The organism is Nocardia sp. NPDC058480 (assembly GCF_042720495.1).
Taxonomy (GTDB): Bacteria; Actinomycetota; Actinomycetes; order Mycobacteriales; family Mycobacteriaceae; genus Nocardia.
This window is the reverse complement of the sequence record NZ_JBHXMN010000004.1, coordinates 1-14922: the sequence shown is the minus strand read 5'-3', so window position 1 is coordinate 14922 and position 14922 is coordinate 1. Positions and strand designations below refer to the sequence as shown.

Here is a 14922-nt window from a genome sequence, read left to right as displayed (position 1 = left end):
ACCTCTTACATGCCGATACTCAACTCCCTGCACGTGCAGATGCACGTGCATACCCGTAGACTCGGAGGGGATCGGTTGGGAGGGGCTTGCAATGAGAATGAGTGATATGACCGCGGGATTCGTCGCCGATCCGTGCGGCAGGGTCGGGATCGCCGAGGTCGTCCGGTCGTACGGGATCGACAAAGTACACATCAGGATCGAGCACCTGCGCGGCACCGGAATGCACTACGCGGCAGCAGCTATCGAACGCGAACTCGAGGCGCTCGGCTGATCGGAATCGAGCACTAAGGCGCGTCCCCATAGATGACGAGCCAGATCGCGCGCCCGAGCGATTCGGCCAATTCCTCCTCGCCGATACCGGTTTCGGCGGCGAAGGCGATGGAGATCGTGCGTTCGACCATCGAGGTGAGCACCAGCGCGGTGGCCCGGGGATCGAGTTGCTGGGCAACGTGGCCCGCTGCCTGTTCGGCCTCCAGCCGCGCGCGCACCAGTTCGGCGAAGGTCGCCACCCTGGAACGCCAGTAGGCACCGACTTCCCGGTCGTAGGAGCCGACTTCGCTGAGCGCGAGCAGCAGATAGCGATGGTCGCGGAATCCGCCGATCATCGCGCGCATTGCCCGCACGACGCCGGCCTGCTGATCGGTGTGCTCGGCACTCCACCATAATTCCGCCGCCGCGAACAGATCGGTGGTCGCCAATTCGGCCATCCGGATCAGCAATCTGCTCTTGTCCGGAAAGTAGCGATAGAAGGTTGACCTGGCCGACCCGGAGGCCGCGGCGATCTTCTGCACGGCGATCTCGGTGAACGGCGTTCCGTCGGCGAGCAGGTCTTCGACCGCGGCCAGTACGCGACGCTCGAATTCGGCCCGCCGGTCGTCGGTGGGTTTGCGCGCTGATCGCGGGACACGGGTCAGCGAAGACATCGGCGAACCGTCGTCGTGGCAGCACCCGGTGCGCTGGCATTGACCATGGCCCTATTGTGCCCGTAGCGCAGCGGGCCGCCGTGGCGGCGGGGTACGCGCCGCGGCAATCCCCCTGTCCTGGTTGGCTATTGACACCTGTGCGCGGCCCGTCTCATCATCAATCGGACACACTGTCCGAGACTTAGTGACCGAGGCGGTTCCCATGGTCGATGCCCTTGCCACCGCGGTCGAACGGGTCGACGTTGTCGTGGTCGGCGCGCGCTGCGCGGGATCGGCGACCGCGGCGACACTGGCGGGGGCGGGCCGCGACGTCGTCGTGCTCGACGCCGCCACCTTGCCGTCGGACACACTGTCCACTCATCTGCTCTGGCCGGCCGGCCTGGCCGAACTCCAGCGCCTCGACGCGTTGGCCGCCGTCGAGGCTCTCGGTGCGCCACGGCTGACGCGGGCATACGCACAGGGCGCCGGATACGGTGTCGGTTCCGGCTTTCCGCCGGTCGACGGCATCGACTACGCGATGTGCGTGCGCCGCACCGGACTCGACGCCGCGCTGCTGCGCACGGCGGAGGCCGCGGGCGCCGAGGTGCGGCCACGCTGTCGGGTGACCTCGGTGGTGTGGGACGGAAACCGTTGCGCCGGTGTGCGTTATCTCGACGCCGCGGGCCAGATCGTGGAGCTTCGCGCCGCGCTCGTCGTCGGCGCGGACGGGCGGCGCAGCACCATCGCCAGGGCGGTGGGCGCCGAGCGGCCGTTCCTGACCGTGCCCAGCGGGCGCGACTGCTACTTCGCGTACTGGCGTGACACCGCCGACGCCCCACGCCACATCGCCGCCCAGTGGCGTGCGGGCGCCGACCTCGGCACGGCCTTCCCGTGCGACGACGGCCTGGTGCTCAGCCTGGTGCAGCCACCCTCCGTCAGCAAACACGGACGCGGTCCCGGCGCGGCGGAACGCCGCTATGCCGAGGCCCTCGCCCGGATTCCGGACCTGACCACCCGACTGAGCGGCTGTGAGCGGGTGAGCCGGGTTCGCTCCGCCACCGGCATCTCCTCGTACTTCCGTCGTTCCGCGGGCCCCGGTTGGGCCCTGCCCGGCGACTCCGGACATTTCAAGGATCCCGTCACCGCGCAGGGCATCCGCGACGCACTGCACTACGGACGCACGCTCGCCGAGTCGGTCGTCGAAGCTCTCGACGACCCGCGTGCACTCGACGCGGCGCTGTCGGAGTGGGAGCGCCGTCGCGTCATCGAGTGCCGCGAGATCTTCCACTGGACCAACCGGCTGGCCCGTGGTGAGAACATGCGGCCCTTGGAGATCGAGCTCTACCGCAGCGCCGTCGGTAATCCGGAGCTGGCGGAGATCACCGTGGGCATCTTCTCTCGCACCCACCGGCCCGCCGAGCTCTACACCCCGGCACGCGCGCTCGGTCTCGCGGTCCGCGCGTTGCGCCATCAGCGGGCGCACCTGCCCGCCGTCCTCACCGACATGGCGCGCGAGATCCGCGACTCGACCCGCGAATGGCGCACCACACGAACGACCTTGCGCGGCAATGCACCGCACTCCGCGGCACCATCCACGCCGCCCGCTACCCTCACCATCGCAGGTCCAGGAGAACACCATGCCTGATCAGCCGACACCGTTGTCAGCACCGATCACCCGCCGCACCGCGTTGCGCGCTGGTCTCGTCGCCGGCGCCGCACTCACCGTCGCTCCCCCGGTCGCCGCCGCGCCGAGCGCCCGGCGCACGCCACTGTTGCGCTCCGTCGGTAAGACGGTGGCGATATTCGGTGGCGGCATGGCCGGTCTGAGCGCGGCTCACGAACTGGCCGAGCGCGGATACGACATCACCGTCTACGAACCCGCGTTCCTCGGTGGCAAAGCGCGCAGCATGGGTGTGCCGGGGACAGCGTCGCCCGGTCGACAGGAACTGCCGGGAGAGCACGGGTTCCGCTTCTTCCCCGGCTGCTATCAGCACGTTCCCGACACGATGCGCCGAATCCCGTTCCCCGGCAACCCGAACGGCGTGCTCGACAACCTGGTGCGGGTCGAGGGGACAGTCGCCGGATTCCAGGATCTCCCGCCGATCTTCGCCCCGGTCGAGATCGGTGGACTGAGTCAACTGACGCCGGAACTGGTGCGCAACAGCATCATCGGCGCGCTCGGCTTCATCCCCGACCTACCGGCACACGAGCTGGCGTTCTTCGCCAAACAGATGCTCGTGTGGTTCACCTCCAGCACCGAACGGCGCTTCGGCCAGTGGGAATACGTGACCTGGGAACAGATCATGCATGCCGAGGGGAAGTCGCCCGCCTACCGGAAGTATCTGGTGAACGCGCTCACCCGGATCACCGTCGCCGCGAAACCACAGACCAGCTCAGCACGCACCATCGGTACTATCGGCGAGGCACTCGTCCTCGCCGCGTCCGGCACGGTCCCGCAGTTCGCCGGTGGTGTCGACCGTATTCTCAACCGCCCGACCAGCATCGCGTGGATCGATCCGTGGGTCGAGTACTTACGATCACTCGGGGTCCGCTTCGTGATGGGTCATGGAGTTGCCGCGCTCCAGATGGCGGGCGGCCGCATCGCATCGGCAACGATCACCGGCACGAGTGGGAGCACTACGGTGACCGCCGATCACTATCTGTGCGCCATGCCCGTCGACCGCACCGTCGATCTCCTCGACGACGCGATCATCGACGCCGATCCACGCCTGGGCGGGATGCGAAACCTCGTCACCGACTGGATGGTCGGCATCCAGTTCTTCCTCCGCCGCACGACCGATATACCCGAAGGACACATCGCCGCACTCGGCTCCCCCTGGGCCCTCACCGCCCTGCGCCAAGCTCCCATGTGGGTGGGTGATTTCCCCGCGACCTACGGCGACGGCTCGGTGCTGGAATGTCTGTCGGTGGACATCTCCGACTGGGACACACCCGGAATCCGCTTCGGCCGCACTGCCAAGGAGTGCACCGCGCACGAGATCGCCACCGAGACCTGGGCTCAGCTCAAAGCCTGGCTCAACACCGGCACCGACTGGCTACGCGACGAGGACATCCATTCCTGGCACCTCGACCCCGGTATCACCTGGTCCGGCGGCAGCATCCACAACGAAACCCCACTGCTGGTCAATACGATCGGCTCCTACGACAATCGCCCCGATGCGCACTGCGCGATTCCCAACCTCTACTTCGGCGGTGATCACGTCCGCAACCACATCGACCTGGCCACCATGGAGGGTGCCAACGAATCCGGACGCGCCGCTGCCAACGCCATCCTCGATGCCGCCGACGACCCGAGTCCCCGCGCGCAGATCTTCCCGCTGGTATCCCTGCCCGCGTTCGCTGCCGCCAAAGCCATCGATGCCGATCGCTTCCGCGCCGGCCTACCGCACCTACTCGACGGCTGAGCCATTACCTTGCGAGCCGAGCCCGCGTTGGTGCCGGGAAATGGGCCGATCCGGGGCGACACTGGGAGCCGTGGACATCGACTCCCCGGACAACGCCCCGCAGGCGCCCGCACGGACCAGAATGCCGAAGTGGCTGCCCCGGGCGATGGTGCTGGCTCTGGTGTTCTTCGGGCTGTTCCTGCTCGCCGACTGGGCCTTCCACCGGCTGACCGGCCTCCTGATCATCCTGTTCGTCGCGTTCTTCGTCTCCCTGGCGATGGAGCCGGCCGTCGCGGTGCTGGTGCGACGGGGTGTCCCGCGCGGACTCGCCACCGGCCTGGTGTTCGTCGGTACCTTCGCCTGTGTCCTGGCCTTTCTGGCCGCGCTGGTGACGCTGCTGGTGGAGACGGCGACCAACCTGGCCCATGAGACGCCGCGCCTGCTCAACGAGGGCGTCGCCTGGGTCAATCACACCTTCGGTCAGCACTTCACGGTGCACGACCTGAGCCAGCGGCTGCTCCACGAGTCCGACCTGATCGAGGGCTACGCTCACGCCGCCGCCGACAACGCCTGGGGCGTGTCGACAACGGTCTTGGGCGGCCTGGCCCAGATCCTGACCATCGCACTGTTCAGCGTCTACCTCACCGCGGCCGGCCCGCGGGTGCGGCGCACCGTGTGTTCGCTCCTACCGCCTGCCCGTCAACAGACCTTCCTGCACGCCTGGGACCTCGCCATCGACAAAACCGGCGGCTACCTATTCTCGCGGCTGATCCTGGCAATCATCTCCGCCGTCGCGCACGGGGTGTTCCTGTCGATCCTCCACATCCCCAACCCCATCGCCCTTGGTGTGTGGTTCGGCGTGATCTCCGCGTTCATCCCGACCATCGGTACCTACATCGCCGCGATCGTCCCGGTGTTCGTGGCGCTGACGGTCGACCCGCTCGACGCGGTGTGGATCCTGTTGTTCGCGGTCGTCTACCAGTGGTTCCAGGACTACTTGCTGCAGCCTCGGATCACCGCGCGCACCGTCGACGTCAACGCCGCGATCGCCCTGCTGTCCGTGCTGGCCGGTGGCGCGCTACTCGGAGCGGTCGGTGCGCTCCTGGCCATCCCGGCCACCGCGACATTGCAGGCGTTCCTGTCCGAGTACGTGAAACACTTTGCGGTAACCGAGGATCCGCGCATCGAACAGACGACACCGCGCCGGAAACGAACCCCCACCCACGACTGAACCGCGCCACCGGCGGCGACACCGACCAACCCGCACACTGTTGGCCGGCCCCACCCGAAGTCGTCGATCAGGTCGACGTTGCCAGTCGCCCGTCGCTACGCCACAATCCGCAACGGGTTTTCGACCAGTTCTTTCAGATTTGCCAGGAATTGGGCTGCGACCGCGCCGTCGATAGCGCGGTGGTCCGCTGACAGAGTCACGCGAAGGATCTTGCGGGCGACCACATTGTCGCCATCCAGGCGTAGCTCGTCGGCCGCCGCTCCGACCGCGAGGATCGCGGACTCGGGCGAGTTGATGACCGCGGTGAATTGCTCGATGCCGAACATGCCGAGGTTGGAGATCGTGAACGTGCCGCCCGACATCTCGTCTGCGCGGAGCTTGCGATCGCGGGCGCGGGTCGCTTTGTCACGGCTCTCGGTCGCGATCTCGGACACACTCTTGCGGTCCGCGTCACGGATCACCGGAACGAGCAGCCCGGCCGGGGTCGCCACCGCGACGCCGAGATGGATTCCCTTGTGCCGCAACAGCTTATCACCCGCGAAGCTGACGTTGATCGAGGGATTCTTTCGCAGAGCGACGGCTACGGCCTTGACGAGCAGATCGTTCACACTGACCTTGCCTTCGCCCGCCGCGTCCAGCGTCGCGTTGATCCGGCCCCGGAAGGCGAACAACTCGGTCACGTCGATCGCGCTGGTCACGTAGAAGTGCGGTGCCTGCTGCTTACTCTCGGTGAGCCGAATGGCCGAGACGCGCTGAATGTTCGTCAGCGCGACCTCCTCGAACTCCCCTGACACCGGAACAGGGTGCACAGCAACCGCACTCGTTTCGCGTGACGGCGTCGCGATGGCACTGGGAGTGGCGGCGCCGGCGCTGTGAGCGGCCTCCACGTCTCGTTTCGTGACCCGCCCGCCGGGACCGGTGCCCACGACAGTGCCCATATCGACCTGCAACTCGCGTGCGATCTTGCGGGCGAGGGGCGAGGACTTGATCACGGTCCGGGGCGAGCCAGAGCCGGTCTCACTGTGCGAATCACGGTGCGGCCCAGTGTCTTGGGCGGTCGAGCCGACGCCGGAGGGTGCGACGCTCGTTTGCGTGGCCGCTGTAGCGGTGCCTCGTACCACGGAATCCGCAGTCGATGTGGTGCCATCTCCGACGATCGCGATAGGTTCGCCGATCGGGACACGAACGCCGGGCTCGGCGAGGATCTTTTCGAGGACTCCGTCGTCGTAGGCCTCGAGCTCCATCAGGGCTTTGTCGGTCTCGATCTCGGCGACGATCTCGCCGCGGGTGATCTGGTCGCCGACCTGCTTGAGCCAGGCGGAGACGACGCCGTCCTCCATGGTGTCGGAGAGCCGGGGCATGACGATTTCAGGCATGACTTGTGTCCGTCCTATTCCTGGTTCTCAGCGCCGCCGGCCGACGGCCGCCAGGGTTTCCGTCACCGCGGTATAGAGCGATTCCGCAGACGGCAGGGCGAGCTTCTCCAACGGCTTGGCATAGGGCAGCGGGACCTCAGCCATCGCGACGCGACGAACAGGGGCGTCGAGATAGTCGAACGCGCCATCGGAAATCGATGCCGCGATTTCCGCGCCGATACCGTAGGTGAGCCAGTCGTCCTCGCCGATGACCGCGCAACCGGTCTTGCGGACCGAGGCCACGATGGTGTCGCGGTCCAGCGGACGCAGGCTGCGCAGATCGATCACCTCCACCGAAATACCCTCGGCCGCAAGGCGTTGTGCGACCTCGGTGGCGACGGTGGCCATGCGGGAATAGCCGATCAGCGTGATGTCGGTGCCTTCCCGGGTGACCGCGGCTTTGCCGATCTGAACAGGTGGAAGATCCTCGGGAACTTCGCCTTTGGTGTTGTAGAGCGACAGGTTCTCCAGGAACAGCACCGGATCGTCGTCCTCGATCGCGGCCTTGAGCAATGCCCGCGCATCCGCGGGAGTGCTGGGTGCCACGACCTTGAGACCGGGCACGAAGGCGTAGTACAGCTCGATATTCTGCGAATGGGTCGCCCCGAGTTGCTGGCCGCCGCCACCGGGAGTCCGGATCACCATGGGCACGTTGGTCTGCCCGCCGAACATGCCGTAGATCTTCGCGGCGTGGTTGACGATCTGATCCAGCGCCAGCAGCGAGAAGTTGATCGTCATGATCTCCACGACCGGACGCAACCCCAGCATCGCGGCGCCGATCGCCGCACCGACGAAACCTTCCTCGGCAATGGGGGTGTCGCGCACCCGCTTCTCGCCGAACTCCTCGAGCAGACCGGCGGTGATCTTGTAGGAGCCTTCGAAGACGCCGATCTCCTCACCGATCAGAAAAACGTCGTCATCGCGTCGCATCTCTTCGCGCAGGGTTTCGCGCAGCGCTTCGCGATAGGTCATGACAGGCACAGTGGAGTCCTCAGTGGGTGAAGAGCGGATCGGCGGGCAGACGGCGGGAATCGCCCGGCACCGGGGTGGCGTAGGTGTAGTCGAACAAGCTCGACGGCTCCGGATGTGGGCTCGAGTCGGCGAATTCGACGGCGGCGGCGACCCCGTCGGCCACCTCGCGGTCGAGATCGGCCAGCGACTGTTCGGTGAGCACCCCGGCGGCGAGCAGACGCTGCTCCCACAGCACGATCGGATCGTGCTCGCGGGCCGTGGCGACCGTGTCGGTGCTGCGGTACTTGGCCGGGTCGACGACCGAGTGGCCTTTGAGGCGATAGCTCACCGCTTCGAGCAGTGCGGGTTTGCCTTCGCGGCGGGCGTCTTCGATGAGTTCGCTCGCCAGGTCGCGCACGGCCAGCACATCGGTGCCGTCGACCCGCTCACCACGCATGCGATAGGCGGCGGCGCGCTTCCACAGATCCGGTTCGGCCGAGGACTTCTCGACCGTGGTGCCCATGCCGGTCTGGTTGTTGATCACCAGGAACACCACCGGCAGCCGCCACAGCGCCGCGATATTGAGCGATTCGTGGAAGGCGCCGATGTTGGTGGTGCCCTCCCCCATCTGGCACACCACTACGTCGTCGCCGTCGTTGTAGTCGATGGCCAGTGCGGCGCCGATGGCCAGGGGAACCTGTCCGCCCACAATGGCGTAGCCGCCGAGCAGACGGGTCGCGGTGTCGTACATGTGCATCGAGCCACCCCAGCCCTTCGAGGTGCCGGTGGTGCGGCCGTAGAGCTCAGCCATCACTCGACCGGCCTCGATGCCTTTAGCCAGTGCGTATCCGTGTTCGCGATAGTTGGTGAACAGGTAGTCGGTGGGGCGCATCGCGGCACCCAGGCCGACCACGGTGGCTTCTTCACCGAGATTGAGATGGCAGTAGCCGCCGATCTTGGCCTGCTGGTAGCTCTGTGCGGTGCGCTCCTCGAAGCGTCGCACGAACAGCATGTCGCGATAGAGACCACGAAGGGTCTCGGGATCTTCCGTCGCGACAGCGGATTCGACGTCTGTCCCGGGATCGGTTTTCGTCGGCTTGCGGGTTGGCTTGATCCGCACGGTGGTCGTGGTCATGGTCGAGCTCCTCAACGCTTGCGTGGCGCGATGTGTACCGGCAGTCCGAGTCCGGCCATGGCCGCCTCCATACCGATCTCGCCGAGAGTGGGGTGGGCGTGAATGGTGTCGGCCAGCTCGTCGAGTGTGGCTTCCAGCGAGATCGCGAGTGCGCCCTCGGCGATCAGATCGCTGGCAGAGGGACCGATGATGTGCACGCCGAGCACTTCCTGATGTGCCTGCCCCGCAACGATTTTGATGAACCCCTCGGTCTCGCCGAAAGTCTTGGCCCGGCCCAGCGCCGCGAACGGGAACTTCGCGGTGATCACCTCGTGGCCGGCGGCGCGGGCGGCTTCTTCGGTGAGACCGACGCTCGCGATCTCCGGGTGGGTGAACGTCGCGGCCGGGATGACCGAGTAGTCGATGTGGGCGTCGTGGCCGGCGATCACCTCGGCTGCGGTGATGCCCTGGTGTGAGGCGACGTGGGCGAGCAGGGCCCGCCCGGTCACATCGCCGATCGCGTACACGTGCTCGACCCCGGTGCGTAGTTGATCGTCGACCTCGATGAAACCGCGTGCGTCCGTGGCGATTCCGGCCACGTCGAGGCCTAGCTCAGAAGTGTTCGGACGTCGCCCGACGCCGACCAGCACGACGTCGGCGTCGAGGTTCTGTGCCGCCGAACCGCCGACCGACACCCGCAGCGCGTCGCCCTCGGCGATGGCGGTGACCGTGGCGCCGGTCAGGACGGTGATGCCGCGCTTGCGGAACGACCGGCCGAGCGCGTCACCGATCTCCTTGTCCTCCAACGGAACCAGGCGGTCCTGCATCTCCACGACCATGACCTGGCTACCGAACGTGGCGAACAGGCTGGCCCATTCCGCCCCGACCGCGCTGCCGCCGATGATCACCAACCGTCGCGGCACCTCGGTCAACCCGAACGCGCCATCGGAGGTGACGACGCCGGGCAATCCCGCGCCCGGGATCGGCAGCTGTGCGGGCACCGAGCCGGTCGCCACGATCACGTCGCGCGCGCTCACCCGGCGCATCGCGTTTCCCGCGGCGGCGGCGTAGCGGGGGCCGCCGTCGAAGATCGGCGAGGCGCCGACCTCGTGTACCTCCACGACGGTCGGTTCGACGAACCGGGCATGACCCTCGATCACCGTGACCCCGTTGGCCTTCAACAGGCCCGCGACACCGTCGGTCAGCTCTTTGACGATGCCGTCTTTGCGTTGCCGCACCGCGGCGAAGTCGTAGCGCACATTATCGGCGTAAACACCGAATTCCGCTGCGGTGGCGAGGGTCTGGAACACCTCGGCCGAGCGCAGCATCGCTTTGGTTGGGATGCAACCCCAGTTCAGGCATACGCCGCCGGGGCGCTCCTTCTCTACAACGCAGACCTTCAGGCCGCGTTGCGCGGCGCGGATCGCGGCCACGTATCCGCCCGGTCCACCACCGATCACCAATAGATCGAATTCCGGCACTCGTGGTGCTCCTCAGCTCGAACGATCAACCCATCCACGGTTGCGGCTCGGGTCATCTGTCGAGTCTTGTGGTCCACAAATGCACAAACAATCTACCGACAGCCCAGAATTCGGGGCTAGAGAATGGGCGCAGCGCCCAATCGGTCGCAGCGGCGTGGCCCTCAGCCGGGTGTGTTCACGCCCATCTCCAGTGCGGCCAAGGCGAGGGAAAGCTCCAGGTAGGACCGTTGTCCTTCCAGTCGCCGACCCAACAGCGAGGAGATCCGCTGTAGCCGGTTGATCACGGTGTTGCGATGGCAGTGCAGCCGGGGCGCGGCATTCGCCGCCGAACAGTTCTCCTCCAGCCAGATCGCCAGCGTGCGCAACAAGATCTCGTGCTCCTTCGCCGGCAGTGCCAGCACCGGGCCGAGGGTGCGAGCGATCATCAGCGCGGTCAGGTCGGGCGAGCGCAGCAACAGCGCTTCCGGGTAGCGCTCCTCCAACGACACCAAACCCCCCGCCGCCGCGGGCAAGGTTTCCAAGCCGAGCATCGCCAGCGCATGCCCCGTCTCGATGTGCGCCAATCCCTGCACCACGGGCGAAGCCGCTGCCCGGCCCCGGATCCGATTCCGCACCTGGTCCAGTACAGCCGAACCATCCCGCTGCTCGAGCGAGACCAGCCCCACCACGGTGTCGACGCGATCGTGCCATACCGACCGAACCCCCAAGGCCGCCAACGCGGTCTCGGTACCGATCTCCACATTCGGCCGGTCGCCGCGCACCGCGACCACCAGGTACCCGCCGTGGGCGGGCAAGTTCAGCTCGCGCGCCGCACGCGCGGCGAACGTCGCGTCGCGCGCACTGCCCGCCAGCAGCTCTTCGATCAACCCATGTCGACGACGCTCGTCGCGACGTACCTGCTCCAGTTCGGTGCTGCGATAGGAAGTGACCAACGCCGACGACATGCCGTCGATGGCGGACCAGGTGGCCACCCCGATCTTGCGGACCTCGCCGGGCGGGAGTTCGCCCGCCCTGTCGAGTAGCGCCTCCCACACGATCTGACCGCCGAGCCGGAACGTCCGCAACATGACCTCCAGCGGCACGCCCTGCGCCGCGCGATTGCGGCCGATGGCCGCGGCGACATCGTCGCGGTCCGGGCCGGTCACGTCGCCGGCGACAAGATCGAGCACCCTGGTCAGATAGCGGCAGCACGCATGGCGCAGGTCGTCCCGGCTGACCGGCGAGTAGTCGGTCCACTCCGGAATGTCGGTGAAGATCGCGGCGATCAGCTGCCGGGTCAGCCCAGGAATCTCGGTTCGGCACGCGGCCACCAACTGCCTGGTGCCCGCCGGGGGCGGGGTGTGTTCGGGTCGCGCGGCCATGTCGCTAGACGCTACGCGCGGGCGCCGCTGATCAGGATCATCACCTCGACCGGCCATCACGCCCTGGGCGTTCGGCAGTGGGTGATTGCATGCGGTGAGCTACCTTCCCCAGACCCTCCGCGATGGCGGTGAGCTGCTCGGGTGTCAGCACATCGATGAAGGCCTCGCGGACGAGGCCGACATGGCCAGGGGCCGCCTGACGCAGGGCATCGCGACCGGCATCGGTGAGACTGGCGTTGACGCCCCGGACATCGGTGGAACACAACTCGCGCCGGACCAGCCCTGCCTTCTCCAGCTGGCCGATCTGATAGGTCAGCCCGCTCTTGGAGTTGAACAGCGCGTCGGCGAGCTCGGTCATCCGCAGTCGCCCGCCCGGCGCCGCGTCGAGACGGACGAGCACCTCGTATTGGACGTGGGAGAGCCCGGCATCGTTCTTGAGCTGAGCCTCGATCTGCCGGTTCAGTAACGACCACCCAGCGATGAGGGCATGCCAGGCGCGGCTCTCGTCCTCGTTCAGCCACCTCGGTTGATCCATTACCCCAGCTTAACGCACATTGTTCAAATTCGAATAATGATGTACCTTCGACTATGTAGTTCAAATTCGAACAACATGACCGGAGGGTGAGAGAAGAACATGAACGCAGACCACACCGCCCCGATGCCGGTGCTCTACCTCTCCCACGGTGCGCCACCGCTGGCCGACGATCCGATCTGGCCGGGCCAGCTCGCCGCCTGGTCCGCCGAGCTACCCGAACCCACCGCAATCCTCATGATCTCGGCCCACTGGGAGGACGCTCCGATCACTCTCGGCGCGACGACCACCGTGCCTCTGGTGTACGACTTCGGCGGCTTCCCGCAGCACTACTACGAGGTCACCTACCCCGCACCCGGAGCGCCGGAACTGGCCGAGAAGGTACGCAAACTCCTCCGCGGACCCGGGCGATCGGTGCAGGATGCCGCGCACCGAGGACTCGATCACGGCGCCTACGTGCCACTGGTGGAGATGTACCCGGACGCACAGGTACCGGTCCTGCAGATGTCGATGCCGACACTGGACCCTGTCGGACTCATGGAAATCGGCCGGAAACTGGCACCACTGCGAGAAGAAGGCGTACTGATCATCGGAAGCGGGTTCTTCACCCACAATCTGCGCGCGCTGACCCATGACGGCTCGGTGCATCCGGTGATGACCGAGTTCGACGACTGGGGCCACCGCGCTCTTGCCGCGGGCGACATCGACACGCTGCTCGACTTCGAAGACAAAGCCCCCGCATCACGATTGGCGCATCCGCGCACCGAACACTTCGCCCCACTCTTCGTCACACTCGGCGCGGGCGCCGACGACATCACCACCCAGCGCACCGTCATCGACGACTTCTGGCTGGGTTTGTCCAAACGCTCCATCCAGCTCGGCTGAGACAACCCCGGTCCGGTACCTCAGCCTGGCCTACCCGAGCCAAGGACATGATCATGCGAAGCGGCGAGAACAGATCAGCCGCGAGTTCAGCACGTCCGCGGAACTCAGAGGGACAGGAGTTGTGTTCCGGGATCGCAGGTTTCGATCAATGCACGGTAGTCGTCGGCAGTGAGCTGATGGGCGGTACCGATGCGGGTGGTATCGAGGGTGGCGGCGCTACGGGCAAGCCAAGTGGGATCGGGGTCGATATCGAGGAATGCGGCCAGCTGCGTCAGTTCTTCGGTCGGTCTGGTGAGCAGGCGCTCGAAGGACAGCGGGAGATGCCGGTCTGGTGGCAGGTCTGCGAGGGCGGTGGTGCCGATGTGGACGAGTTGTGACCACATCCGTCCGAATCGGCTCAGGGGTATGTCGAGGTCGGCGAGGTAATCGGAGTCGATGCGGTCGCCGAGCAGTTCGGCGGCCTCGGCCGGGATAGCCGCTGGGTCGAACTGCCAGTACCGTTCAGTCCCGGCATCACCGAGGGCAAGTAGGTCGAGCCCGTCTTGGATGAGGGCCATCATGCGGTAGCCGGTCTGGCGGCTCATGGACAGCGCGGTATCGGGACCGTTTCGGTAGAGGTGGACAAAGCGCGCGTCGGGGAAGCTGTGGCGCAACCAGGTGGCCCAGCCCAGTGACATGCCGGAGCGTTCGACGACGACCGATCCGCCGAAGCGTGCCGCAAGCCACCCGAACAGTGAGCGGAAGTGTTGTGCGACACGCTGTTCGGGCCACCCGGAGACCTCGACGGACAGTTCGTCGAAGGCCATATCGGGTGTGTCGGACAGGTGGGGCAGTGTCATCAGACTGATCGCGGGGATGCCTGTGGAGTCTGCGTCGAACCGAGTGCCGGACAGATGGGGGTAGAGCAGTTCGGGTATGCCGGAACCGCCGCGAATCATCGGGTCGAACAACGGATGCGGATCGGCCAGGACCTGCCAGAATTGTTCGGCGGTCAGGATGGTGTCGGGAGTTGTCGAGGTCCGTACCGACAGAAAGAACTCATTGAGACTCAACACATCTGGATGCGCGCGCAGAATGCGTGAGACGGCGGTGGATCCGCTGCGGCCTGTGGTGACCACGAATGTCAGCCCCCGGACGGCCGTAACGTCCCGAATCAGTGGCGGTGCCGGGATCGGTTGCGGGGCTGGGATCGTGCGGGCAGCGATGCGGTCCGGCGCTGGCTCGTTTGCGCCTGTCTCCGCGATTTCGCGGTCGAACCCGATACCGGAGAGCAGGTAGTTCAGGTCGACTGTGGTCTCACGAGTCGGTGGGCCGATCAACCGGCGAGACGTGGTGTCGTCGAATGTCCGGCGGTGTGCCAAATAGGGGATGACGACGCGAGCAGGGCTACGAATGACACTGCGCTCGTACAGGTTCGGATTCGTCAGCGGTTCGGAGACCAGAGTCAGCGGGAGCGGTGACATACGCTGCAGCAGCTCCGTCACCACGGGCACTGCTACGTCGTGATGATGCACGATGTTGCAGGTAGTGAGCCCGGATGGCGCGGTGCGACTAAGTGGTCACGCCCGTAAGTCGTTCGGGGGTCAGTGTCCGAGGTAGAGATCGCAGGCGCAGTCAAGGGCTTCCTGGGGGCTGCCTGCGGTGAA

General features: G+C 66.5%; 13 protein-coding genes. 5 read left to right on the top strand and 8 right to left on the bottom strand.

Going from position 1 to position 14922, the window contains the following annotated elements; genetic code table 11:
• Positions 1-106: 106 nt before the first annotated feature.
• Entirely contained in the window at positions 107-271 is a 165-nt protein-coding gene (locus ACFWO8_RS11750) for a hypothetical protein (RefSeq protein WP_378948366.1), read from the top strand.
• Positions 272-284: 13 nt separating this feature from the next.
• Here ACFWO8_RS11750 and ACFWO8_RS11745 read toward each other — a convergent pair whose 3' ends face one another.
• The gene (locus ACFWO8_RS11745) at positions 285-923 is read right to left on the bottom strand and encodes a TetR/AcrR family transcriptional regulator (protein WP_378948362.1); all 639 of its coding nucleotides are present in this window, start codon (positions 921-923) and stop codon (positions 285-287) included.
• A gap of 202 nt (positions 924-1125) precedes the next feature.
• Here ACFWO8_RS11745 and ACFWO8_RS11740 point away from each other — a divergent pair, with 202 nt between their 5' ends.
• The 3 genes from ACFWO8_RS11740 (at position 1126) to ACFWO8_RS11730 (ending at position 5537) form a co-directional block, all read left to right on the top strand.
• Complete coding sequence (locus ACFWO8_RS11740; RefSeq protein WP_378948359.1) at positions 1126-2547, top strand: NAD(P)/FAD-dependent oxidoreductase; 1422 nt, start codon at positions 1126-1128, stop codon at positions 2545-2547.
• The gene (locus tag ACFWO8_RS11735; RefSeq protein WP_378948356.1) at positions 2540-4327 is read left to right on the top strand and encodes an FAD-dependent oxidoreductase; all 1788 of its coding nucleotides are present in this window, start codon (positions 2540-2542) and stop codon (positions 4325-4327) included. Before ACFWO8_RS11740 ends, ACFWO8_RS11735 begins: the two co-directional genes overlap by 8 nt.
• Positions 4328-4397: 70 nt before the next feature.
• The gene (locus ACFWO8_RS11730; protein ID WP_378948352.1) at positions 4398-5537 is read left to right on the top strand and encodes an AI-2E family transporter; all 1140 of its coding nucleotides are present in this window, start codon (positions 4398-4400) and stop codon (positions 5535-5537) included.
• A gap of 95 nt (positions 5538-5632) precedes the next feature.
• On the opposite strand, the gene ACFWO8_RS11725 is transcribed toward ACFWO8_RS11730, so the two are convergent.
• The 6 genes from ACFWO8_RS11725 to ACFWO8_RS11700 all read right to left on the bottom strand — a co-directional run bounded on the left by ACFWO8_RS11725 (position 5633) and on the right by ACFWO8_RS11700 (position 12394).
• Entirely contained in the window at positions 5633-6913 is a 1281-nt protein-coding gene (locus ACFWO8_RS11725) for a dihydrolipoamide acetyltransferase family protein (RefSeq protein ID WP_378948349.1), read from the bottom strand.
• A 27-nt stretch (positions 6914-6940) separates the two neighbouring features.
• A complete protein-coding gene (locus tag ACFWO8_RS11720; RefSeq protein WP_378948346.1) occupies positions 6941-7924 on the bottom strand; it encodes an alpha-ketoacid dehydrogenase subunit beta in 984 nt (327 codons plus the stop codon).
• A 19-nt stretch (positions 7925-7943) separates the two neighbouring features.
• Positions 7944-9038, bottom strand: coding sequence for a pyruvate dehydrogenase (acetyl-transferring) E1 component subunit alpha (pdhA, locus tag ACFWO8_RS11715; protein ID WP_378948341.1), 1095 nt, complete (start codon positions 9036-9038; stop codon positions 7944-7946).
• Between the two features lie 11 nt (positions 9039-9049).
• Positions 9050-10498 (bottom strand): dihydrolipoyl dehydrogenase, encoded by a 1449-nt coding sequence (gene lpdA / locus ACFWO8_RS11710; protein WP_378948338.1) that lies wholly within the window; start codon positions 10496-10498, stop codon positions 9050-9052.
• A gap of 161 nt (positions 10499-10659) precedes the next feature.
• Positions 10660-11859 (bottom strand): PucR family transcriptional regulator, encoded by a 1200-nt coding sequence (locus tag ACFWO8_RS11705; RefSeq protein ID WP_378948335.1) that lies wholly within the window; start codon positions 11857-11859, stop codon positions 10660-10662.
• A gap of 40 nt (positions 11860-11899) precedes the next feature.
• On the bottom strand, positions 11900-12394 hold the full coding sequence (locus ACFWO8_RS11700) for a MarR family winged helix-turn-helix transcriptional regulator (RefSeq protein ID WP_378948332.1): 495 nt from the start codon (positions 12392-12394) through the stop codon (positions 11900-11902).
• A gap of 99 nt (positions 12395-12493) precedes the next feature.
• Here ACFWO8_RS11700 and ACFWO8_RS11695 point away from each other — a divergent pair, with 99 nt between their 5' ends.
• Positions 12494-13276, top strand: a complete 783-nt coding sequence (locus ACFWO8_RS11695; protein ID WP_378948329.1) for a dioxygenase — start codon at positions 12494-12496, stop codon at positions 13274-13276.
• 104 nt (positions 13277-13380) lie between these two features.
• Here ACFWO8_RS11695 and ACFWO8_RS11690 read toward each other — a convergent pair whose 3' ends face one another.
• Positions 13381-14739: a sulfotransferase gene (locus ACFWO8_RS11690; RefSeq protein ID WP_378948326.1), complete on the bottom strand. Its 1359-nt coding sequence runs from the start codon at positions 14737-14739 to the stop codon at positions 13381-13383.
• Positions 14740-14922 lie beyond the last annotated feature (183 nt).

Excerpts from the sequence above, each read along its gene's own strand:
- ACFWO8_RS11750 (WP_378948366.1), top strand. The coding sequence starts at position 107 with ATGACCGCGGGATTCGTCGCCGATCCGTGCGGCAGGGTCGGGATCGCC.
- ACFWO8_RS11745 (WP_378948362.1), bottom strand. The coding sequence starts at position 923 with ATGTCTTCGCTGACCCGTGTCCCGCGATCAGCGCGCAAACCCACCGAC.
- ACFWO8_RS11740 (WP_378948359.1), top strand. The coding sequence starts at position 1,126 with ATGGTCGATGCCCTTGCCACCGCGGTCGAACGGGTCGACGTTGTCGTG.
- ACFWO8_RS11735 (WP_378948356.1), top strand. The coding sequence starts at position 2,540 with ATGCCTGATCAGCCGACACCGTTGTCAGCACCGATCACCCGCCGCACC.
- ACFWO8_RS11725 (WP_378948349.1), bottom strand. The coding sequence starts at position 6,913 with ATGCCTGAAATCGTCATGCCCCGGCTCTCCGACACCATGGAGGACGGC.
- ACFWO8_RS11720 (WP_378948346.1), bottom strand. The coding sequence starts at position 7,924 with ATGACCTATCGCGAAGCGCTGCGCGAAACCCTGCGCGAAGAGATGCGA.
- pdhA (WP_378948341.1), bottom strand. The coding sequence starts at position 9,038 with ATGACCACGACCACCGTGCGGATCAAGCCAACCCGCAAGCCGACGAAA.
- ACFWO8_RS11705 (WP_378948335.1), bottom strand. The coding sequence starts at position 11,859 with ATGGCCGCGCGACCCGAACACACCCCGCCCCCGGCGGGCACCAGGCAG.
- ACFWO8_RS11700 (WP_378948332.1), bottom strand. The coding sequence starts at position 12,394 with ATGGATCAACCGAGGTGGCTGAACGAGGACGAGAGCCGCGCCTGGCAT.
- ACFWO8_RS11695 (WP_378948329.1), top strand. The coding sequence starts at position 12,494 with ATGAACGCAGACCACACCGCCCCGATGCCGGTGCTCTACCTCTCCCAC.
- ACFWO8_RS11690 (WP_378948326.1), bottom strand. The coding sequence starts at position 14,739 with ATGTCACCGCTCCCGCTGACTCTGGTCTCCGAACCGCTGACGAATCCG.